Raw genomic sequence first — 21,673 nt, forward strand, 5'->3', positions numbered from 1 at the left:
CAAAGAAAAGTGAATAGTTATTTATCAATATTTAGATCACTTTCATTTCTATAGATTCATCATCTGATTTTGGTAAGATGATATTTTTTCTTTCTAATTCATGAGCCATGTGATTAATCGCTTTTAATAATTCTTTGCGCGTGATGATTCCTTTAAAACATTGATTATCATCTACAACAGGCAGAAACGCAGCATCTACAAGCAAATGTAGAACATCTTCCAATTCCCATTCTTCCCCGATGATCGGGACGTTGACTTCCATAACATCAGCCACTGTAAAATCTTTTAATTTATCGAAATCAACCGATGTGATATCAAACATTTTATCCACAACATCAGATAAACTGATCAATCCCACAAAACGATCGCCTTTATCTAAAACAGGGATTTTTGAATATTTCACTTGAGATAATACCAATAGAGCGTGACTTAGCGGATTCAAACACATGACGTTTGCAACATTTTCCGCAGGGATCAAAAAGGTATTTTCTTTTTCTAATAATAATTCTTTTACAGCAGTTCCAATCATTGGAGTGCCTCCATTTCATTTTCTTTGCCACATTAACCATTGTACCGAAAACGAATGCAAATGTCTTGGAATTCAAACTTTTTTCATAACTCTTAAAAAAAATTAAGGTTTGACCTTAGTTTCTTCACACTTAGTTTTTAACAACATTATCTAAAAATTGGTTGGCCTATAACTCTTTGAGTTAGTCCAATATTATGCGTATTTCAAATAAGAAGCAGAATTTCCAGCAATCTTCTAAAACCCACGTAATGCATTTTTGCATTGCGCGGGTTTTAGTCTAAACTCTCTTTAAAAAAACTTTTGAAACTATGATTTAGTAAATACAAAATGTAAGTCATTATATGGCTCGTGATTTCGACCATAATATTGAATAATCAACTGATTTTCTGTACTTTCAATGATCGCATAAGATTTCAATTGAATCATCCCTCTAGGTTGGCTGATGCTGCCTGGATTCAAATACAATACATTTGCTCGAATTTCACAGCCAATTTCATGTGTATGACCAAATAATACTATATTTGCCCCATGCTTTTCAGCTTGTAAAGCAAGAGAAGTCAATCCAGAGCGAACATTCGCCAAATGGCCATGGGTCATAAAAATAATGTCCAATCCAGTACGTTCTACGATTGAATCTGGAAACTCAGGATCATAATCACAATTTCCCTTTACAACAATGAAGTCTTTCCATAGTTCATCAGTAGGTTCCAATTCTGAATCACCGCAGTGAAACATTTTATCTACTTTTCCTTGATAGTTTTTTACTAAATCAACTAAAATATCACGATCACCATGATTATCACTTACAACTAGATATTTCATCCAAGACCTCCTAATTCTCCAACCAATTTTTCCATTCTTTTCTCAATTTTGCAACTGCTTTCCCGCGATGACTGATTTCATTTTTACGCTTATCTGATAGTTCAGCAGCTGTTTGTTTTTCTTCCGGAATGAAAAATAAGGGATCATAACCAAACCCGTGCTCACCACGAGGAATCGTCCCTATTTCCCCAGACCAGTCCCCTTCAACAACTAAACTTTCTTTGTTAGGCGCCGCAAAAACTAGGGTACAATGGAATGTTGCCGTTCGTTTGTCCTGCGGGATACCTGTCAATTCATGCAGCAGTTTAGCATTATTTGCAGCGTTATTCGTTGGTTCACCTGCAAAACGAGCTGAAAATATTCCTGGCATACCATCTAAAGCATCAACAATCAAACCAGAATCATCGGCTAAAACAGGTTGTTTTAAGATAGCTGCAATCGTCTCAGCCTTTAGGCGAGCATTTTCTTCAAAGGTTTTGCCAGTTTCCTCTACATCCGGAAGTTTGGGATAATCCAACAAAGTTTTAACCTGATAGCCCTTTTCAGCAAAAATTTTCGTAAATTCTTTTGCTTTGCCTGGATTTCTTGTGGCTATAACAATGGTGTTTTCTTCTGTACCATTCGTTATTTCAGGCGATTGGCTCATCAGGGCTTCTTTTTGATAGGAAATTAAATGTTCGATTCCTGTTTTCCCATAGAATAATAATGAATTTAGCTCATCACCAGAAAAAGTTGACTCTTCTCCAGTTCCTTGAACCTCAACAAAATTACCCGATTCAGTCATCACTAAATTCATATCCACTGCCGCAGCAGAGTCTTCTACATAATCCAGATCAAGCACACAATTTCCCTCATTTAGAATACCTGCACTTACAGCAGCTAGATATTCTTTGATGGGATTCTCTTGCAAGACCCCTGTATTTAATAGCTTATCTACGGCGAGTTTCATTGCTACAAAAGCGCCTGTTATGCTTGCTGTTCGTGTTCCTCCATCAGCTTGAACAACGTCACAATCGACTACGATACTTCGTTCTCCTAGCTTTTGCAAATCAATCACAGCTCTTAAAGAACGGCCAATCAATCGTTGAATTTCCATTGTCCGACCAGTTAGTTTTCCTTTTGCACTTTCTCGGATATTACGCGTATTCGTAGCTCTTGGCAACATACTATATTCCGCAGTCACCCAACCTGTCCCTTCACCTCTTAGAAAGGGCGGAACCTTTTCTTCTACAGTTGCAGAGCAAATCACCTTGGTGTCCCCAAAAGATATAACAACCGAGCCTTCCGGGTGCTTATAAACATTTGTTTCTATTGTGATTTTTCTTAATTCTTTTGCTTGTCTTCCGTCGTGTCTGATCATGCATAACGCCTCCTAAATTTGAAAAAATGTATGACTTTGTCTGGTATTGTTCTGAAAATAAAAACAGGAACATTTATTTTCATCCTATTAATCCTCAAAAGGAGATAGTTTAATTTGTTGAACATTGATTGCTTCTTGTTTTAACCAATCATCTGCTATTGCCTTAAACATTTTTGCTGATCCTGTTGTAAAAAATTCGTTTGGTTCATTTTTGAATTGCGGACTATTTGCAATGTCAAAATAATCTAATAACATACTAACTTCACTTACTGTTTCAGCACCAGAGTCAATTAATTTTACTTTACTTCCCATTACATTTTGAATCAACGGTCGTAGTATCGGATAGTGGGTACAGCCTAAAATCAATGTATCTAATTTCTTCAATTGAAGCTGACCTAAGGTTTCCGATACAACTTTTTTTGCCACAGACGAATGTGACTCATTACTTTCAACGATCGGAACAAATTTAGGACAAGCTAAGCTTGTTATAATTGTGTTTGGGGCTTTTCTTTTGAGTGCCGCTTCATATGCATGACTCTTAATCGTCCCTGCTGTTCCGATGACACCAATCCGATTATTTTCCGTAGCTTTTAAAGCCGCTCTAGTCCCTGGTAAAATGACACCCACTACAGGAATATCTAATTTTGCTTTGATTTCATCTAACGCAACAGCTGTCGCTGTATTACAAGCGATTACTAACATTTTAATATTTTTTTCTAAAAGAAAGTGAGTCATCTCCCATGTAAATTGAATGACTTGTTCACCTGGTCTTGGTCCATAGGGACATCTTGCTGTATCCCCAAGATAAATCAATCGTTCGTTCGGCAATTGCCTTAATGCCTCTTTTATCACCGTAAGTCCACCGACTCCGGAATCTATAAAACCTATTGCTTCATGATTACTCAAATCAATCAAACCTTTACAGTATTTTTTCAACACTCTTATTTTCTACTTTTTACTACTTTATTTCAAGTTTTATTGTCGTACTTCTTCTATTATAACATTTTTTGTTAAAAGTTTTCTTATGTTAGAACCTCTATTATTGTGCCTTTTTGCTCCTTGCTAAAAAAAAACTAGTATTCTCTTTTTTCATATGTTATAATTTCTAACATTAACAAACGAATAGATTTATGATGAATAGATTAAATATAAAAGAAAACTGTTTTTATAAAAAGACAATGTGAAATGGAATGATATTGCTATTAAAGGTTATTATATATATGTATAATTTCTTAAAAAGACTCTTTCTATTTTCTCAGTTTAAATCAATGCTAGTGATTTTTTAATTTTTGATCTATCCTTCCACCTACTCACCAATCTACATTCATTGAATATGATGTGATAATTTTATACATAAAGGAGAATGACTATGATTTCGTTGGACCATGTTAATAAGTTTTTTGGGGATCATCATGTATTAAAAGATGTTTCCTTAAACGTCAACGAAGGAGAAAAGATTGTAATCATCGGACCTTCCGGTTCCGGTAAAAGCACTTTGATCCGCTGTATCAATCGTTTAGAAAAGGTCAGTGACGGCCACATATTGGTAGACGGTATCGATATTACCGAACCCAAAGCCCCCGTCCAAAAAGTTAGGCAGAAAGTTGCTATGGTTTTTCAAAGTTTCAATTTATACGCACACAAAACAATCATTCAAAATTTGACTCTTGCACCCATAAAGGTCAAAGGAGTCAGTAAAGAAGAAGCAACCAAAACAGGTATGGAATACTTAGAACGAGTCGGTTTAGCTGACAAAGCAAATGCCTATCCTGCTCAATTATCAGGTGGCCAACAACAACGCGTGGCGATTGCAAGAGCTTTGAATATGCATCCAGAAATCATTCTTTTTGACGAACCCACCTCAGCACTTGATCCAGAAATGATTCAAGAAGTATTAGACGTGATGGTCGATTTGTCCAAACAAAACATTACGATGATTTGCGTTACTCACGAAATGGGTTTCGCACGTCAAGTAGCTGACAAAGTTATTTTTATGGATGATGGGCAAATCATTGAAACGGGAACTCCCGAACATTTCTTTACCAATACTAAAAATGAACGCGCTAAAGAGTTTTTAAGTAAGATTATCCATAATTGATTTTTTAAATAGAACAAAACATTACTGAGGAGGAATTTTAAATGAAAAAAACAAAAAAATTATTAGGTGCTTTATCCCTTGCTTTGTTACTCGGTTTAATCGTCGGCTGTGGTGGTAGTGAAGACAAAAAAACGACAGCTTCTGGAACTGATCTTCAAAAAATCAAAGATGCTGGTGTAATTAAAGTTGGTGTTAAAGAAGACGTGCCCAATTTTGGCTATATGAATCCTGATACGAATAAAAATGAAGGGATGGAACCCGACATCGCTCGCTTAATTGCAAAAGAACTAACTGGTAGTGAAGATAATGTAGAGTTTGTCGGTGTAACTGCAAAAACTCGTGGTCCTTTACTGGATAATGGCGAGCTTGATATGGTCATTGCTACATTTACCATTACTGACGAAAGAAAAGAAACCTATAATTTCACCACTCCATATTATAAAGATGAAGTTGGTTTCCTAGTACGAAAAGATGACAAATTCACAGATACCGCAAGTTTAGACGGAAAAACAATCGGCGTTGTTCAATCAGCAACGACAAAAGAAGCCATTGAAAAACAAGCGAAAGAATTAGGTGTCACGTTTAAATACCAAGAACTAGGCTCTTATCCTGAGTTAAAAACAGCCTTAACGTCAAAAAGAATCGATGCGTTTTCAGTGGATAAATCGATTTTAACTGGTTATGTCGATGACAGTACAGAAATTCTTAAAGATGGTTTTTCACCTCAAGAATATGGCATTACTACAAAGAAGGCAAACACAGAACTAAATGAGCAATTAAACAAGTCCATTGAAAAATGGAAACAAGATGGTACTTTAGATAAAATTTACAAAACGTGGAATCTAGACTAACTCTTCTCGTTTCTATGTTATTTTGTTAAGGATTGGGAGGAAACTATATGTTCATTATAGCGAATGCAGGACCTTTTGCACTCTATCGCTGGGAAGCATTATTCAAAGATTGGCGATTATTTGCTGATGCTTTCCTATACACCATTTTATTGGCGATCGGTTCATTGATCGTTGCGATGCTATTAGGTATCTTTTTTGGTAGCTTATCAACAATGCATAATAAACTATTAAATTTAATTAGTCGGATTTACGTGGAATTTTTTCAAAATACCCCTTTATTAATTCAGTTCATCGTTGTCTATTATGGCTTTCCGTTAATTAGTCCGATGCTGACTTTTTCAACGACTACTATTGCAATTATTTGTGTTGGTCTTTATCATGGCGCTTATATTTCTGAGGTCGTGCGTTCTGGTATTGGCGCTGTTCCTAAAGGACAATTTGAAGCCGCTTATTCTCAAGGTTTTTCTTACGGCAAAACAATGCGTTATGTTGTATTACCTCAAGCATGGCGGATCATGTTACCACCATTGACCAACCAAATTGTAAACTTGATCAAAAATACATCCACTGTGGCCATTATCTCAGGAGCAGATGTGATGTTTACAGCAAATAGTTGGTCTTCCATTAATTTAAATTATATCCCAGCCTTTGCAGTAGCAGGATTTCTTTACTTTATCCTGTGCTTTCCTTTGGCTAACTTCGCTCGAAAATTGGAAGAAAATAATAAAAAAGCTTATACCAGATAGGAGGTTCGCAAAATGTCTTTCTCAGACCAAATGAGTCAACTTCTGACCGGCAATAATTTGCGCTTTTTATTTGATGGTTTGAAGCTTACTCTTTATATTTCTTTTGTATCAATTGTTCTAAGTACAATTTTTGGAACAGTATTAGCTGTTTTAAGAAATCAAAAATCAGGTCCTTTAAAATTTTTAGCTAGTTTATATATCGAAATCGTGCGGAATATTCCTAACTTATTGTGGATTTATGTTATTTTTTTGATTTTCAAAATAAAGTCTACTCCCGCAGGGATTGTTAGTTTCACCGTTTTCACTACTGCAGCATTAGCGGAAATCATTCGTGGCGGTTTAAATGGTGTTGATAAAGGACAAAAAGAAGCTGCTCGGTCGCAAGGATTTAGTAATTTCCAAATTCTTCTGTATATTGTTTTACCACAAGCGATTCGAAATGTGTTACCGGCAATTGTTTCTCAATTTGTGACAGTAATTAAAGATACTAGCTTCTTATATTCTGTTATTGCTTTGCAAGAATTATTTGGGAAATCCTATATCTTAATGGGACGTTATGCTCAAACTGGACAGGTTTTTGCAATTTACGGTTTAGTTGCTCTAATGTATTTTGTCATTAATTTTTCCATTTCGCAATTTTCCAGATGGTTATCCCGAAACTGGGCTTAATCAATTGATAGATAAAGAAAGAAGCCAAGCTATTTGTAGTGACCCCAAAGAGTTAGACTTTTTTCGGAGTAGAGAAATCTACTCCGTTTTTTATTCGTTATTAAGCTGCTTTACTTTCGGCTATTCGAAACTGTACAGGACTTTTCCAGTTCAGTTTCTTTTTCATTCGTTCGTTGTTGTAATAATAGATATAGTTATCAATTGCCGTTTTTAGTTCTTCAAAACTAGAATAGGTTTTCCCGTGATAAATTTCTTGTTTTAAAAGACTAAAGAAGTTCTCCATGATTGAGTTATCTAGACAATTGCCTTTTCGAGACATACTTTGAAAAATGTTCTGTTTCTTCAGTTTATAGCTGTAAGCTTTCATTTGATACGCCCAACCTTGATCTGAGTGAAAGGTGCGACGATAAGGACAATCATTCGTCAGTTTGATTGCTTCTTCTAATCCTTCCATTATTGCCAGTGCATTTGGTTTTTCTGAGATACGATAAGAAAGAATTTCACTATTATACATATCCATAAAAGGATCTAAGTATAACTTTCTTTGACGAATGATCCCTTTGGGATCACAATCAAAATACTTTAATTCTGTTGTATCTGTCGTTATTTTTTGATGACAAACACTCGTGTAAAAGCGACGTTGGATTCGGTTCTTGGCAATCGTTCCAACTTTTCCACGATACGAGCTATAGCGACGGGATTTCCGTGTATAAGAGCGGACTTCAATCCTTAGCTTTCGAATTAAGCGTTGAACTTTCTTTTTATTCACGTGGAATCCTCGGCTCCTTAGTTCGTTCGTTATTCGTAAACAGCCGTTATCTTTATGCTTTTGACGAATATGAAGCATCTCTGTTTCAATTTCCTGATTTGGATTTTTTCGGTCAAACCGTTTTTGCCAATACATAAAGGTTGATTTAGAAAAATTCAATGCTTCAAGAAGCTCAACTAATTTGAACTGTCCTCGGAGGCTTGCGATGATTCGCGCGATTGATTCACTCGTCGTTGTTGAGCTTCCTGTTTTCGCAGCTTCCTCAGTTCTTTTAAAAAGGCATTTTCAATTTGAAGAGTACGAACCTGCTTTTCTAATTCTTTGATGCGATTCTGTTCTTCTAGCGTTTCTTTCATTAAATGCTTCTTTGTCTGTTCTTCTTTTTTTGACACGGTAGATAGACGCCCTTTCTCTTTTGAGAGCCCATCGATTCCTTCTTTTCGGAATTTTCGCATCCAATTGGCAATAAGAGTTGGATTATTCATTTCAAGAATATTGGCAACTTCACGATAGGAGAGCTCACTTGTTTGATATAACTCTATCGCATTTAGCTTGAATTGAACAGAATAATTCTGATTTTGACGTTTTCGTAAAAGACCTTCTTCACCGAATTCTTGATAAGCATTGATCCACCTATGGACTTGTTCCGCCGCTTTAACCCCATGCTTATTTGCTAAAGCTTGTATTCCTCCTTTCCCTACCAGATATTCTTGAACAATTTTTAGTTTAAGTTCAAAGCTATATTTAGACATAAAAATACCGACCTCCAAAAAATTAGATTTTTGGTCTAACTTTTTGGGGTCGGTTCAATTTTTAGTTTGGCTTCTTTTTCTGTTATCTAATTATTACGTTAAATGCTTCAACCAAGGCTTTCTCAACTTTTTCCATCGATTGATTGATCTCTTCATCCACTAATGTCGCTTCAGGATTTACAAAAGTCAAACTATAAGCCATTGATTTTTTCCCTTCGGCAATGTTATCTCCTTGATAAACATCAAACAAATGGACAGTCTGTAAGAATTTTCCAGCGTGTTTTGAAATCGTTCCAATTAATTCTTGACTTGTTACCGATTCATCTACAAGTAAGGCAATATCTCTTGAAACTACTGGGAATTTTGAAATTTGTTGATAAACAAATGCATCATTTTCAGCTTCAACAATTGCCTGAAGATTCAATTCAGCAACATACGTTTCTGGTACTTCGTATTCTTTTGCAACTGTCGGATGAACTTGTCCAACAAACCCGATGATCGTCTCATTAAGTTTTATCAACGCTGTTCTTCCAGGATGCATCTCTGGGTTTGCTTTTGTCGCCTCATAAGAGATTTCATCTGCAAGTCCAACAGAATCGAATAAAACTTCCAGCATTCCTTTGATTGTATAAAAATCAACAGGAGTTTCTTTCGTTTCCCAATCCTTGACTTCTCGATTTCCAGTTAAAATAATCCCTAAATGGTTTTCTTCATAAGGTAAGTCTTTCTTGGGATCGTTGTCTTGATAAAAAATACGCCCAATTTCATAAAGAGCAACATTTGTATTTTTACGCGCCACATTATAAGCAACATCATCTAATAAACCTGAAATAAGATTCATTCGTAAAACTGAACGTTCTTCACTCATTGGCCATTGTAGACTTGTCGTTAGACTTTCTCTCATCATGAATTGACGAGATTTTTTCTCTGTTGTCAAAGCATAGCTGATTGCCTCACTAGCACCTGTGCCTTCTAATAAACTTTTTATTTTTCGAACCAACAGTTGTCTACTAGTTAAACTTCCTGCCACAGTTTCACCTTTTGGTAGTGTTGAGGGTAAATTATCATATCCATAGATTCTTGCTACTTCTTCGATTAAATCAGCTTCAATTGTAATATCCCAGCGTCTCGGCGGAACCGTTACAGTATATTTCCCTTGATCTAGTGTATAAGTAAACCCTAATGTATCGAATATTTCGCTAACAGCCGCTTCGTCTAAACTGGTCCCTAAATATTCATTGATACGTGGCACAGTCACACTTACAACAACCTCTTTAACCGTTAATTCAGAACCAATACTTCGACCAGAAACAACCGTTCCACCAGCCAATTTAGCAATCATTGCAGCAGCTACATCGCCTGCCTCTCCAATTGTCGCATGATTGATTCCTTTTTCAAAACGACTAGAAGATTCACTACGTAGATTAAATTTTTTCGATGTTTTACGGACAGCTAGTGAATCAAACAAGGCTGATTCTAGAGCAACAGTTGTTGTCTCCTCTGTAATTTCTGAATCGGCACCACCCATAACGCCAGCCAAAGCAACAGGAACTGTTTCATTGGTAATGACAATATTTTCCTCAGAGATTTTTCTTGTTTCACCATCTAAAGTTACAAGTTCTTCTCCCAATTTTCCACGTCTTACTAGGATATTTTTGCTGTCTAATTTATCATAATCAAAAGCATGTAACGGTTGTCCAAAAAGTAACAGAATGTAGTTTGTTACATCAACAACATTATTGATTGGGCGAATCCCCTCATTCATCAAACGTGTTTGTAACCAAAGAGGGCTTTCAGCAATTTTCACCCCTTTGATCACTCTGATTTGATAAGCGGGAACCTCTTTTTTATCTTCTACTTCTACAGAAATGTAATCAGCTGCACTTTCATTAGTATCTTCTTTTAAGACCTCGTCATTAAAATCAGGTGTTTGTCGATAAATTGCGCCTACTTCATAAGCAACCCCACGCATACTTAAGGCATCAGCCCGATTTGGTGTGATCGATAACTCAATGATAGAATCATCCATATCAAGATAAGAAAAGACAGCATCACCATTGACAGCGTCGTTTGGCATATAATAAATTCCTTCAGAGTAAGCCTTAGGGATCACACTGTCAGAATAACCCAATTCTTGTAAAGAACAAATCATGCCATTAGAAACTTCACCGCGCATTTTTCCTTTTTTTATTTTTTGATTTCCAGTAATTCGTGAGCCAGGTAAGGCTACGATTACTTTAATACCAGCTTTTACATTCGGCGCACCACAAACGATTTGGGACAACTCTTCTTCCCCAATATCTACTTGGCAAATCGATAGATGATCTGAATTAGGATGTGGAATACATTCTTTCACTTCACCAACGACTATTTTTTTTAAGCCTTCCTCAGGTACTTCAACACCTTCAACTTCTATTCCAGTCAAAGACATTTGATCGGACAACTCTTTTGCAGAAATTTTTGAAAGATCTAAATATTCACTTAACCATTTATAAGAAACTAACATCGTCGACTACTCCTTTACCTTGAACTGATTTAAGAAACGTAGATCATTTTGATAGAAATGACGAATATCATTGACGCCATAACGTAACATAGCCACTCTATCTGGCCCTAAGCCAAAAGCAAAGCCAGTATATTCGGTTGGATCAATTCCTGACATTTGTAAAACATCAGGATGAACCATCCCAGCACCAAGAATCTCAATCCAACCTGTTTGCTTACAAACATTACACCCTGCTCCGCCACATTTGAAGCAACTAACATCCACTTCAACGGAAGGTTCAGTAAATGGAAAATAACTTGGGCGCAGACGAATCTTACGGTCTTCACCAAACATTTTTTGCATCACAACTTCTAAGGTTCCTTTAAGATCGCCCATTGTAATATTTTTATCGATAACAAGCCCTTCGATTTGGTGGAATTGATGACTATGCGTGGCGTCATCAGTATCTCTGCGGAATACTTTCCCTGGAGAAATCATACGTAACGCACCTTTTGAAAAATCATGTTTTTCCATAGTTCTAGCTTGTACGGGTGACGTATGAGTTCGAATCAAAATCTCATCAGAAATGTAAAACGTATCTTGCATATCACGAGCTGGATGATCTTTTGGCAAGTTCATCCGTTCAAAATTATAATGATCAGATTCTACTTCATACCCTTCTATTACTTGATAGCCCATCCCAACAAAGATATCTTCGATTTCTTCCATAACTTGAGATAATACATGTCGTGTACCATGTACCATTTGTTTTCCTGGTAATGTTACATCAATTGTTTCATGCTCTAAAGCAGCGTTTAAAGCTTCAGACTCTAAAATTACTTTACGTGATTCAATCGCTTCAGTTAATAAATCACGAATCTCGTTAGCGAAGCTTCCAACAATTGGTCGCTCCTCTGCTGAAAGATCTTTCATTCCTCTTAATACTTCTGTGATTGGCCCTTTTTTACCTAATATTTCTACTCTAATTTGGTTTAGTGCTTTAAGATCCGCAACATGTTCAATGTTTACTAAGGTTTCATCTCTTAGAGCTTCTAACTGAGCTTTTAATGTCATTTTTCTATTCCTTTCTTTGGCTTAATATTAGAATTGCTTACAACGGCTAGGTGAACTAAAAAAACGATAGCCCGCTCCTCTATCAAGGAACGAGCTATCGTGTTACCATCCTACTTCATGAAAAAAAATCATGCACTCAATTCTTATAACGGCTTTCACCGGTCTGAACCTCTAGAACAAACAAACTCCGGAAGTGAACTTCATTTTTCGAATACGTAACCTGTTTACAGTCTAAGACAGGTTTTCCCTTGTTCGTATCAACCAAACTACTCTTTTCCATCATCGCTTTTTATTATTCAATTGACTACAGTTTACAAGAAATCAAGTCTGAGGTCAACCGCATTCTTCAGCTGTGACCCATTTTTCTGCCCATTCTTGGATTTGTTCCATTGCTTGTTGTAGGTCTTTGCCCTTATTTGTGAGGAAATATTCTAGACGACTACTCTCGTCACAGCGCACTGCTTTCGAGATGATTCCTTCTGCCTCTAGTTCTTTCAAGCGTTCTACTAACACTCGATCACTAAGTTCAGGAATCTTCTGTCTTAACTCACCAAATCGTTGAGGGCCATTTTCCAACAAGACGTCAATAATCAAACCATTCCATTTTTTTCCTAAAATCGCAAAAGCTTTCTCAAATTTAGGACATAATAAAAAGTCGGTTGTTTTTACTTGCTCCATTTTCCTCACCTCATGCATTGAGTATAGCACACAACTTACAATTTGTAAGTAGATTTGCTTTTGTTTTAATTCATTTTTTCAATGATCTTTTCCTGATCCATATCAATGATGATCCCAGCAGATAATAAGACTAAAAAGACTTTGGTCACTTCTTTATTCGTCGCTTGAGCTAATGCTTTTCGATATAAATTGAGCTGACCACGGTAACGTTGAATAATTTTTTTGATTTCTTGGGTATTTTCACTATCTTGAACAAAGTCCGTTTTGTAATCATAAAGTATACAATTTTCCTCTTGTTCAATATACCCGTCTATCATACCATGAATCAATAAATCATCTTGTGTTTCTTTTGGATAGTCTTTGATTAGTTCCTCTGCTTTTAACAACATTGAAAAAGGTTGCTCTCGTACTACTTGTGCTGATTGTTCTAGCAATTGCTTTCCTAAAGTTGTTTGATAAAATGATAGAACTTGATCGATATTGATTTGCTTTGCTACATTTTCTTGAATAATATTCGTTTGAATCAATTCTTCGATCAATTGAAGAATGCTGTTTTTCGTTGGTACCTTCTCTAAATCTAAGAGCTGTAATAGATAGTGTGTCGCAGTCCCAATTTCAACAGCAGATGGTTTGCGAATCGTCTCGATAAATCTCGGTTTTCCTAATTCACCATCACTCATTCGATGGATGATCATCGGTGTTGGCTGAATTTTATTTCTTTCATCGACTTCGATTTTCACAATTTCTTTATTATCAGGATCTTCAAATACACGCTTGATTTCTGATACTGACTGATAGTTTGTCGTTTGAGTTGACAGTTCATAAGGATAGGAAAAATTTAAGCGTTCTATTCCTTTTGCCAGTAATTTCGGATCATCATTTTTTATACTCTTTTCTATACTTAAACTTGAATCCACAAATTGAAGCGTAGCAAATTGTTCCTGAATGATTTTTTCAGTTATAAAAGTAATTGAAAAATTGGCTGGGTGTTGTGTAATTCCAGCAATCTTTTCAGTGATAAATTCCGTTTGGAACTCAGTCATTTTCTGGTGACGGATTAAACTCATCCCCACCCAATTCATTAGACTACTTTTTCCCTGCAAACGATTCTCACTTGGTAAAACTTTTGTTTGAACATCACTAACTTTGAGCCATTCTTTAAACGCCGCTTCCTGACTATTGTATGAACCAACGAGGTAAAGTTTTTGTTCTGCACGCGTCAACGCAACATATAATTTACGCATTTCCTCAGAAAGTAATTTTTTCAGCTTTGCTTGTTTGATAGCTAAAAATGGCAATGTTTCATAGAGCATTCGATCAATCTGATCGAGATAGCGGATGCCCACACCTAAACGATCATCAAAAATATAGCGTTCATTCAAATCTCCAAGATTAAACTCTTTCGTCATATCTAAAACGAATACCACTGGAAATTCCAACCCTTTACTAGCGTGAATCGTCATTACTCGAACAGCATCTTCCTCACTTAAAATCACAGGTTCAGCTAAGTCTTTATCTTTCTCCTGCATTTTTTCAATAAATCGGACAAATTGAAATAGTCCTCTGAAGCTTGTCTGTTCATAGCTGGCTGCTCGTTCCACTAAAGCAAATAAATTAGCCTGTCTTTGCTTGCCTGCGGGCATCCCGCCCACATAATCTAAATACGCGGTTTCTTGATAAATAGCCCAAATCAGGACAGCCAATTGATCTCTTCTAGCGATTTCTCGCCATTTATCCAATAGCGCAGCAAACTGAACTGTTTTATCTTGTAGTTTTTGCTGCTCTTTATCTGCAACTTCGGATTGATTAAATGTTAAAAATGCCTCATAGTAGGAACTCTTTTTCCCAGCTAAACGAATAGTCACAAGTTCATTTTCCTTTAACCCAACAATTGGCGATCTCAATACTGCGGCTAAGGGAATGTCTTGATACGGATTATCGATGATTTGCAGTAACGCAACCATCGTTTGAACTTCTGTCGCTTGGAAATAATTTTGAGCATCATTGACTTGAATCGGAATGCCCGCTAGTTTAAATATTTCTAAAATCGTTAGATTATTTTTCTTTGTTGGCGTCAATAATACAATGTCTTTATAAGTAAGAGGTCGATTTTCCTTGGTCGATTTATCATAGATCAAAAACTTTTGATCGATCAATTCTCTGATTTTTAAGGCAGTCATATATAACTCACCTTCTGTTTTATCTTCCATGATGACATGCGACTGGTCAAATTGAAGTGTTTGCTCAAGTTGCTCTGATTTTTTTTCATAAATCAACAGTTCAGTATCATAATTTTCAGCTTCTGAAAATTGATCAAAGCCATGAACTAACTGAGCCGCTTGGTCATAAGCAATTTGTCCTACTCGTTCATCCATTAATTGTTCAAAAATTAAATTTGTAAAGTCTAAAACATTTTTTCTAGAACGAAAATTCTCGGCTAAAACAATTCGTTTCCCCTCTTTATTTTGACCATACTGATTGTATTTTTCAATAAATAATGTTGGATCAGCTAAACGAAATGAATAAATAGATTGTTTTACATCACCAACCATAAATAAATTGCCTTCTTCAGCGGAAGGTCTTCTTAACCAATAGAGAATGGTCTCTTGCAGTCGGTTGATGTCTTGGTATTCATCTACTAAAACTTCATCAAATTTAGTGCGATAATAATTTGACGCTTCTGTAGCAAGCCACTCACCTGCTTCTTTTTTTGCTAAAATAGCTAAAGTGAAATGCTCTAAATCATTGAAGTCAACTAGCCCTTTTTTTAGTTTCTGCTTGCTGTAACGTTCAATAAAAGCCTGACCTACTTTAGCCATTTCTTCCACGACAGGTAGAGAACGTTTTAAGATCTCTTTCATTTCTTCTGGTGACAATGTAAATAAATTCGTCAAGATATCATTTATCGCTTTTTTGTTTTGCTCACGTAAATTTTTCGCTTGTGCTGAGATCTCTTTTAGTTCTTCTACGCGGACAGTAGGATAGCGTTCAAATTTAACTGTTTTCGAGAGTTCAAATGCTGCTTCCAAATCATTATCAACTACTAAACTACTAAATGTTTCAGCGAATTCTTTTTCATTTCTTGCTAGATCAGCAATTTTTTCTAGTTTTTCTTCGCCTTCTGTTAATCGAATCATTTCTTGATAGCGATCGACACATCGCAATAAACTTTCCATGATTTGCGGTTTCAAATAGTCTTGAAATAAACTGGAGTTGCCCAATTGTCCCGATATACGATAACTATCAGCTAAATGTGTTAGCCACTCTTCTGGATCTGGATTAGCTCTAGCAAACTCGTAAAGCGAAAAGATCAGCCGAGTTAAGCCATCATCACTGCGATCGTTAGAAAAGTTACTGGTCAGTTGATAAAAAGCTTCTTCATTCTCACTGTAAAATTGCTCCCTAAGCTCATTCCAAACATCTTCTTTTAGCAGTAGCATTTCAGTCTCATCCGTTAATAAACGAAACACTGGATCCATTTCGATCAAATAATAAAAGCGCCGGATCACTGTTAAACAAAACGCATGTAATGTGCTGATATGCGCTGTAGGCAGTAACGTTAACTGGCGAATAAAATGTTGTTTTTTCTCTTGGTCACTTTCGTTAGTGATTGCTTTTTGTAAAGCGACTTGAATTCGTTCTTTCATTTCCTTCGCTGCTGCTTCTGTATAGGTTACGATCAATAAACGATCAATATCAACACCACTTTTAAGCTTTTCAATGACTCTTCGGACAAGAACCGTTGTCTTCCCAGAACCTGCAGAAGCAGAAACTAAAATGTTTTCATCTCCGTCAAAAACAGCTTGCCATTGATTATCTGTAAATTGTTCATTCTCTGGACGTAACGGAATGATTTTACTCATCACCTGCTCCTCCTTCCTGTTCATTTTCAACCAAGCGATCCATCACTTCTTTTTTAGATAATGTTTCAATTCGATTATAGTTATTCTCTTTTAACATCACATCAAAATTACAAACACTTCTAAATGGGCAAAAACGACAAGCAATTCGCTCTTTCCCCTGATACGCTGGATTCAAATCAATTTCTCCACTCGTGACTTTGTTACCTGCTTCGATAAATTTACTACGATTATGGTTCAGTAACGCGTCTAGTTCAGGTTCTGTCACAAATTTATCTTCTTGACGACGTCCTGGTTTAATAATTTCTTTTGCCGATTCTTCAATTGGAAAGATCAATGAACTTTGTTTTGCCTGTAAACTTTTGTCTAGATTTTCAAGTAAAATCGGATCATTCAATAACAGACCGTCATACTGAAATTTCTTTAATAGCTGCTGTTCTTTTTTATCATTTGTCTCGAAGGGAAGAATCGGATTGTGAACATGTAGATAAAATGAACCAGCAGGCTTAGCAGGCTGACCAACTAAATTCACCGCATCCATCAAAGCCACATCCAAATACGTCAGCATCTGCATGGCTAGTCCATAATAAGCTTCTGTAATATTAAATTTTTTATGACTAGACTTATAATCGACTACGCCTAAATAAACAGATTCTGGTGTCACTAGCTGATCCAAACGATCTATTTTCCCTCTAACACTGATATTCCCACCATTTTTTAAAGGTAATTCCAGTCCTTTGATTCCTTTTTGACTAGCGATCTGCCCAAACAATACTTCGGTTTGAACAGCAGACATGCCGCTGCGTTCGCTTTGACATCTCAAAGCCCAGCTAACTTTTTTGATCGTTTGCCCTAATTGATAGCGAATATAATTCATACGACTAGAAGAGTCTAGAATCGAAAATTTTATTTCACCAAAAACAACATTTAGGATCTGTTCCGTAAATTCACTGACTTCACGATCTGTCAATTCAGATAATTGTTTTTTTTGCATGATTAATAACTTAAAGAATTGATCCAGTGCTTCGTGGAAAAAATCACCTGTAGCAGCTGGAGATAATCCAAAAACATCTCTTTCTTTCAGCCCTAGACCAAAACGAGCAAAATATTGATATTGACAGCGATAAAAGCTTTCCATTCTTGACACAGAGGTATAGATTTGTTTGCCATATAAATCCTCTGCTAAAGAATCTGTTAAATTTTCTGGTAAATTTTGATGACCTAAGCTTTCAAAAATATGTTGTGCCAATGATGCATAGGAGTGTTCCATTAATTCACGCTCTAACAGTAGCCATAATGGTCGTATGCCTTCATGCGTTTCCTTTTTTTGCCGCTTCAAATTGGTTAAATCACTGATCAACGTTCTGTAAGTTCCCACATGTTCTAAGGACGCCTGCTCATCATCTGTGATCATAAGTGCATTTTTCGACTGCATTTTCACTCCTAAGTCATTTTGGATATTCACTAAATAACTAGAAACCTTCACATCTTTAGAGGTGTCTTTCACACTTGGATATGAGAAGTATAAACGTTCAGTCGCTGAAGCAAACATGATGTAGGCAATGAACGGTTCCTTGGCTATACTTTTTCGGGTATCATTCAGCAAGAATTGACCTTCCTCTAAATGACCATTGACGAATTGTCGCTCTTCATCTGAAAGTAATGTTTTATTATCAAATTTTTGTGGAAATACTTGGTCCGTTAAACCTATCACAAAAACAACTTTCGCTTGACCTGGCCTAGCTAAATCAATTGCTCTGACTTGAACCTGATCAATTGCTGTTGGTACTTTATTATACCGTAGCCCCTCTAAACCACTGGAAAAAATTTCTTCGAAAGTATCTAAGTCAAATAATTCGGCCCCATAGATCGTTACATACTCATCTAATAAGGTCATCAAAGCTTCCCAAGTTTGTTCATGGTTACGAGCAGCTTCTAATTGCCCACGTTCGATTGCTTGAGTACGCCACATCATCAATTGCTTTTCAACGCCATTACTTACTAAGAAACGATAAAAATAGTCAGCTGCTTCAATCCCCGTTTCAGCACTTTCAAGTTTCTTGAAAAAAGCAGGTATATGATTTTGAATCATCTGACGAACAATATTCGCATCTTTTTCGATCAGCTCAGTATTGTCTTGTTGATCTGCCTCAAAATCATAGCGGATGAAATGCCAGTCCTTATCTGTTTCCCAATGATATCCTTCATAACCATAGGCTAGGACGACATTTTCTGTTACATCAATTTTACGCCGCCATTCATCTCGTTCCGTTTGCCATTCTTCTAGAGAGAGTTGATCGGCAATCGGGAAAAATAATTCTGTTCTTAGAAAACGCAAAACATCCCGATAACGATAGTGATAATTGTGGATTGAAAATACAGATTGAATAAACTCAACTAGTGGATGCTGCTCCATTGCCATATCACGATCTAAATAAACCGGAATCTCGTGTAGCGTAAATAGTGGTTCAATCAACGTTTCATAGCTATCCAATTCTCTTGTCAGCAACTGAATATCTTTATATCGATAATTTTCTTCAACTACTAATCTTCTAATTTCTTTTGCGATGTGATTGATTTCTTCTTTGGGATTTTCAGCACACCAAAATTGTAAATGCTCATCAGTTACTTGTGCTTGTCTTCTTTTCGGACGACTTTCTTGCGCTTCTATCCAATAGTTTCCAAGCGTTTGAAGACTGTTATCGGCAACTAAAAAATGATTCTTTTCTATATAATCAGGTAATATCGCTGTCGATGATTTTCTAGCTAATTGATACAGTTTGTGGTATGTCGTACCCGTTTCATAAAACAAATTCATCATCGTCGGTACTTCATTCGGATATTTTTTATCTACTACTAAAGATATCTTAACTTCTCCACCTCGACGCATCAACGTCTCGATCAACTTCAATTCTCTTGCTGAAAAATTATGATAGCCATTAATCACAAATAAAACATTACTAAGGTCTTTAGACTCTAAATATTCAGTTAAGTAATTAATGATCTCTGCAGACTTGATACCATATTGACTCATCATTACTTCAAATTTCGAAAATATTAATTTGATATCTTTGATTTTCAATTGTAAATCTTGCTCTTTACTATCAGAATTTGATCCTGATAACTGGCTAAATAGCTCCTCTAAATCAATATTTCCTTCTTTCATTTCTTGATATAAATCAAACAATTGTTGGATAAAACCAGATTTGTTAACTTCTCCACGGAAAACGTTCAACTCTTCCTCGTTTTCTGATAAAATCTTTCTAAAAACCATTGCCGCTCCAGCTTCGGTCAGAATCTCAGAGCTATAATACTGTGTATGTTGCAAATAATACCAAGCTAAACGATAAAAACTGAACACCTGAAAGCGCATGGTTGCTATCGAATCACTATGATTACTTTGGATATTTTTTAATCGCTTAAGTGCATTGATTTCTTGTTCGAATTTCATGTGGTTTGGGACTAAATAAAAAACTTCATGTTTGTCATCTGCCAATAACCACTTATTAGACGCTTGTAAAAGCTCTTCCTCTAAATCCATTTCAGCTGTTCCACGGATAAATTGTAAACTCACTTCTGTCACATCCTTTATAAATATCTCATACGCTTAGTTTATCATAAATCATTGTTGAATACGGCGCCCACCATCTAACAAAAAAACCCTCTTAATTAAAAGAGAGCTTTCTTAAATTATACTTTTTTAGATCGTACCAAAGCGATCTAGCGGCCATAAAACAAATTTAACATCACCTAATATACTATCTTTACTGATAAAACCAATCATTCGGCCATCTTTAGAATTCCGACGATTATCGCCCATCACAAAATATTCGCCTTCTGGTACTTTAGTTTCACCTGTCACTTCATTCAATGTGAAATCAAACGTCAGAGGCATTCCATCCGTCACTTCATCTTTAAACTGGTCTAAATAAGGTTCTTTTACTTCTTTATCATTGATATATAAAACATCGTTTTTGTACTCAATTGTATCACCTGGTAACCCGATCACTCGTTTGATATAGTTTTTTTTAGGTTCATCTGGTGCTGGAAATGTGACAATATCAAACCGTTTGATTTCCGTATTTTTTAATGCAATCACTCGTTCACCATCAGCCAATGTTGGGTCCATCGAGTGACCTTTGACCACAACTGGGGTAAACACAAATTGTCTCAATAAAAATAGTAGTGCTGCTAATCCAATAAAAAATAAAATTGTATGTAATAACTCTTTAGATTTCAAATTCATTCCTCCAAAAACTTGCTTTCTATAGTTTACCACAAAGAAGTAAATTCCTACAGGATTCTTTTCTTTTTAAACAAACTTTTAAATTAACTTTTCGATAACCGAACTGATTTCTACCAAAATTAAAAAATTAGGTAACAATCACTTTACTAGCTTCTATGTTTTTCCCTATACTTGATTTTATTCTCAGGTATATTCTAATTTTATTACTAATATCTATGAAAAATAGATGACTGAACAACCAAGATTTGATAAACTGAATAGAAGCAGGATTAATGAAGGAGGATCTACCCCCATGTTTATTACATTTGGCATGTTCATTGGTTTAATTATAGCAACAATCATTATGATTGTGTTGATTATTTATTTAACTTTTACAGGTAGTAAAAATAATAAATCACTTCATAAGAACACTCATCAAGCTGAGGCAGAAGCAGAAGCTAAAGAACGTTTAGCTCAAAACAACAGAGCCATGTCACATCAGACTGATTACTTACATTCTGAAAACATGCCGGACCCAGATGAATTTAAGCAAAAAGAAGAAATCAATGATCCTTACCATCAAGAGCAAACTCAAGAAGAAACAATAGATGATGATTATTCATTAGATATTCTTCCTTACCCTAAAGATGATGACTTTAAGTGAAAGAGAATGATTAGATTTTCTAACTAAATAAAGGAGCCCTCAATTTTGAGAGCTCCTTTATTTCTTGTTTAATCAAAGATTGAGCACAATT

Annotated in this window: 16 protein-coding genes; 5 read left to right on the plus strand and 11 right to left on the minus strand. The window is 35.9% G+C overall.

From position 1 onward, the window contains the following. Positions 1-31 precede the first annotated feature (31 nt). From cbpB to racE, 4 genes are all read right to left on the minus strand, one after another. The gene (gene cbpB / locus IGJ55_RS08715; protein ID WP_069640719.1) at positions 32-529 is read right to left on the minus strand and encodes a cyclic-di-AMP-binding protein CbpB; all 498 of its coding nucleotides are present in this window, start codon (positions 527-529) and stop codon (positions 32-34) included. Positions 530-835: 306 nt separating this feature from the next. Further along, complete coding sequence (locus IGJ55_RS08720; RefSeq protein WP_069640720.1) at positions 836-1,351, minus strand: metallophosphoesterase; 516 nt, start codon at positions 1,349-1,351, stop codon at positions 836-838. Positions 1,352-1,361: 10 nt separating this feature from the next. Further along, entirely contained in the window at positions 1,362-2,711 is a 1,350-nt protein-coding gene (gene rph / locus IGJ55_RS08725; RefSeq protein ID WP_069640721.1) for a ribonuclease PH, read from the minus strand. An 87-nt stretch (positions 2,712-2,798) separates the two neighbouring features. Beyond that, the gene (gene racE, locus IGJ55_RS08730; protein ID WP_429950057.1) at positions 2,799-3,623 is read right to left on the minus strand and encodes a glutamate racemase; all 825 of its coding nucleotides are present in this window, start codon (positions 3,621-3,623) and stop codon (positions 2,799-2,801) included. 457 nt (positions 3,624-4,080) lie between these two features. Between racE and IGJ55_RS08735 the strand changes: the two genes are divergently transcribed. Genes IGJ55_RS08735 through IGJ55_RS08750 form a run of 4 tightly spaced genes read left to right on the plus strand, consistent with a single transcriptional unit; the run spans position 4,081 to position 7,075 of the window. After that, positions 4,081-4,809, plus strand: a complete 729-nt coding sequence (locus tag IGJ55_RS08735; RefSeq protein WP_069640722.1) for an amino acid ABC transporter ATP-binding protein — start codon at positions 4,081-4,083, stop codon at positions 4,807-4,809. A gap of 41 nt (positions 4,810-4,850) precedes the next feature. After that, complete coding sequence (locus tag IGJ55_RS08740) at positions 4,851-5,660, plus strand: transporter substrate-binding domain-containing protein (protein WP_069640723.1); 810 nt, start codon at positions 4,851-4,853, stop codon at positions 5,658-5,660. Positions 5,661-5,707: 47 nt separating this feature from the next. Then, a complete protein-coding gene (locus tag IGJ55_RS08745) occupies positions 5,708-6,406 on the plus strand; it encodes an amino acid ABC transporter permease (RefSeq protein ID WP_069640724.1) in 699 nt (232 codons plus the stop codon). 30 nt (positions 6,407-6,436) lie between these two features. Further along, positions 6,437-7,075, plus strand: a complete 639-nt coding sequence (locus IGJ55_RS08750) for an amino acid ABC transporter permease (protein ID WP_207120350.1) — start codon at positions 6,437-6,439, stop codon at positions 7,073-7,075. A gap of 100 nt (positions 7,076-7,175) precedes the next feature. Here the strand turns inward: IGJ55_RS08750 and IGJ55_RS08755 are convergent. From IGJ55_RS08755 to lepB, 7 genes are all read right to left on the minus strand, one after another. Beyond that, positions 7,176-8,596, minus strand: a protein-coding gene (locus IGJ55_RS08755) for an IS3 family transposase (RefSeq protein WP_429949740.1) whose coding sequence is annotated in 2 segments (ribosomal slippage) — positions 7,176-8,119 and positions 8,119-8,596 — 1,422 coding nt in all. Because the reading frame shifts where the segments join, the coding sequence is not laid out codon by codon here. A gap of 82 nt (positions 8,597-8,678) precedes the next feature. Then, positions 8,679-11,102 carry a phenylalanine--tRNA ligase subunit beta gene (gene pheT / locus IGJ55_RS08760; RefSeq protein ID WP_430606177.1) on the minus strand — a complete coding sequence of 808 codons (2,424 nt, stop codon included), beginning with the start codon at positions 11,100-11,102 and terminating at the stop codon, positions 8,679-8,681. 6 nt (positions 11,103-11,108) lie between these two features. After that, complete coding sequence (gene pheS, locus IGJ55_RS08765) at positions 11,109-12,155, minus strand: phenylalanine--tRNA ligase subunit alpha (protein ID WP_207120301.1); 1,047 nt, start codon at positions 12,153-12,155, stop codon at positions 11,109-11,111. A 333-nt stretch (positions 12,156-12,488) separates the two neighbouring features. Further along, positions 12,489-12,833: a winged helix-turn-helix transcriptional regulator gene (locus IGJ55_RS08770; protein WP_069640727.1), complete on the minus strand. Its 345-nt coding sequence runs from the start codon at positions 12,831-12,833 to the stop codon at positions 12,489-12,491. Positions 12,834-12,898: 65 nt separating this feature from the next. Beyond that, positions 12,899-16,696 carry a helicase-exonuclease AddAB subunit AddA gene (gene addA, locus IGJ55_RS08775; RefSeq protein WP_430606178.1) on the minus strand — a complete coding sequence of 1,266 codons (3,798 nt, stop codon included), beginning with the start codon at positions 16,694-16,696 and terminating at the stop codon, positions 12,899-12,901. Next, a complete protein-coding gene (locus IGJ55_RS08780) occupies positions 16,689-20,267 on the minus strand; it encodes a PD-(D/E)XK nuclease family protein (RefSeq protein WP_430606179.1) in 3,579 nt (1,192 codons plus the stop codon). The genes addA and IGJ55_RS08780 overlap by 8 nt, the downstream gene beginning before the upstream one ends. A gap of 126 nt (positions 20,268-20,393) precedes the next feature. Beyond that, positions 20,394-20,939, minus strand: coding sequence for a signal peptidase I (lepB, locus tag IGJ55_RS08785; protein WP_069640730.1), 546 nt, complete (start codon positions 20,937-20,939; stop codon positions 20,394-20,396). Between the two features lie 292 nt (positions 20,940-21,231). Between lepB and IGJ55_RS08790 the strand changes: the two genes are divergently transcribed. Then, on the plus strand, positions 21,232-21,582 hold the full coding sequence (locus IGJ55_RS08790; protein WP_429949732.1) for a hypothetical protein: 351 nt from the start codon (positions 21,232-21,234) through the stop codon (positions 21,580-21,582). Positions 21,583-21,673 lie beyond the last annotated feature (91 nt).

The organism is Enterococcus sp. AZ170 (assembly GCF_050545135.1).
GTDB lineage: Bacteria > Bacillota > Bacilli > Lactobacillales > Enterococcaceae > Enterococcus_L > Enterococcus_L ureilyticus.

Coding starts and splice junctions, on each gene's coding strand:
- cbpB (WP_069640719.1), bottom strand. CDS start 529: ATGATTGGAACTGCTGTAAAAGAATTATTATTAGAAAAAGAAAATACC.
- IGJ55_RS08720 (WP_069640720.1), bottom strand. CDS start 1,351: ATGAAATATCTAGTTGTAAGTGATAATCATGGTGATCGTGATATTTTA.
- rph (WP_069640721.1), bottom strand. CDS start 2,711: ATGATCAGACACGACGGAAGACAAGCAAAAGAATTAAGAAAAATCACA.
- IGJ55_RS08735 (WP_069640722.1), top strand. CDS start 4,081: ATGATTTCGTTGGACCATGTTAATAAGTTTTTTGGGGATCATCATGTA.
- IGJ55_RS08740 (WP_069640723.1), top strand. CDS start 4,851: ATGAAAAAAACAAAAAAATTATTAGGTGCTTTATCCCTTGCTTTGTTA.
- IGJ55_RS08745 (WP_069640724.1), top strand. CDS start 5,708: ATGTTCATTATAGCGAATGCAGGACCTTTTGCACTCTATCGCTGGGAA.
- IGJ55_RS08750 (WP_207120350.1), top strand. CDS start 6,437: ATGAGTCAACTTCTGACCGGCAATAATTTGCGCTTTTTATTTGATGGT.
- pheT (WP_430606177.1), bottom strand. CDS start 11,102: ATGTTAGTTTCTTATAAATGGTTAAGTGAATATTTAGATCTTTCAAAA.
- pheS (WP_207120301.1), bottom strand. CDS start 12,155: ATGACATTAAAAGCTCAGTTAGAAGCTCTAAGAGATGAAACCTTAGTA.
- IGJ55_RS08770 (WP_069640727.1), bottom strand. CDS start 12,833: ATGGAGCAAGTAAAAACAACCGACTTTTTATTATGTCCTAAATTTGAG.
- addA (WP_430606178.1), bottom strand. CDS start 16,696: ATGAGTAAAATCATTCCGTTACGTCCAGAGAATGAACAATTTACAGAT.
- lepB (WP_069640730.1), bottom strand. CDS start 20,939: ATGAATTTGAAATCTAAAGAGTTATTACATACAATTTTATTTTTTATT.
- IGJ55_RS08790 (WP_429949732.1), top strand. CDS start 21,232: ATGTTTATTACATTTGGCATGTTCATTGGTTTAATTATAGCAACAATC.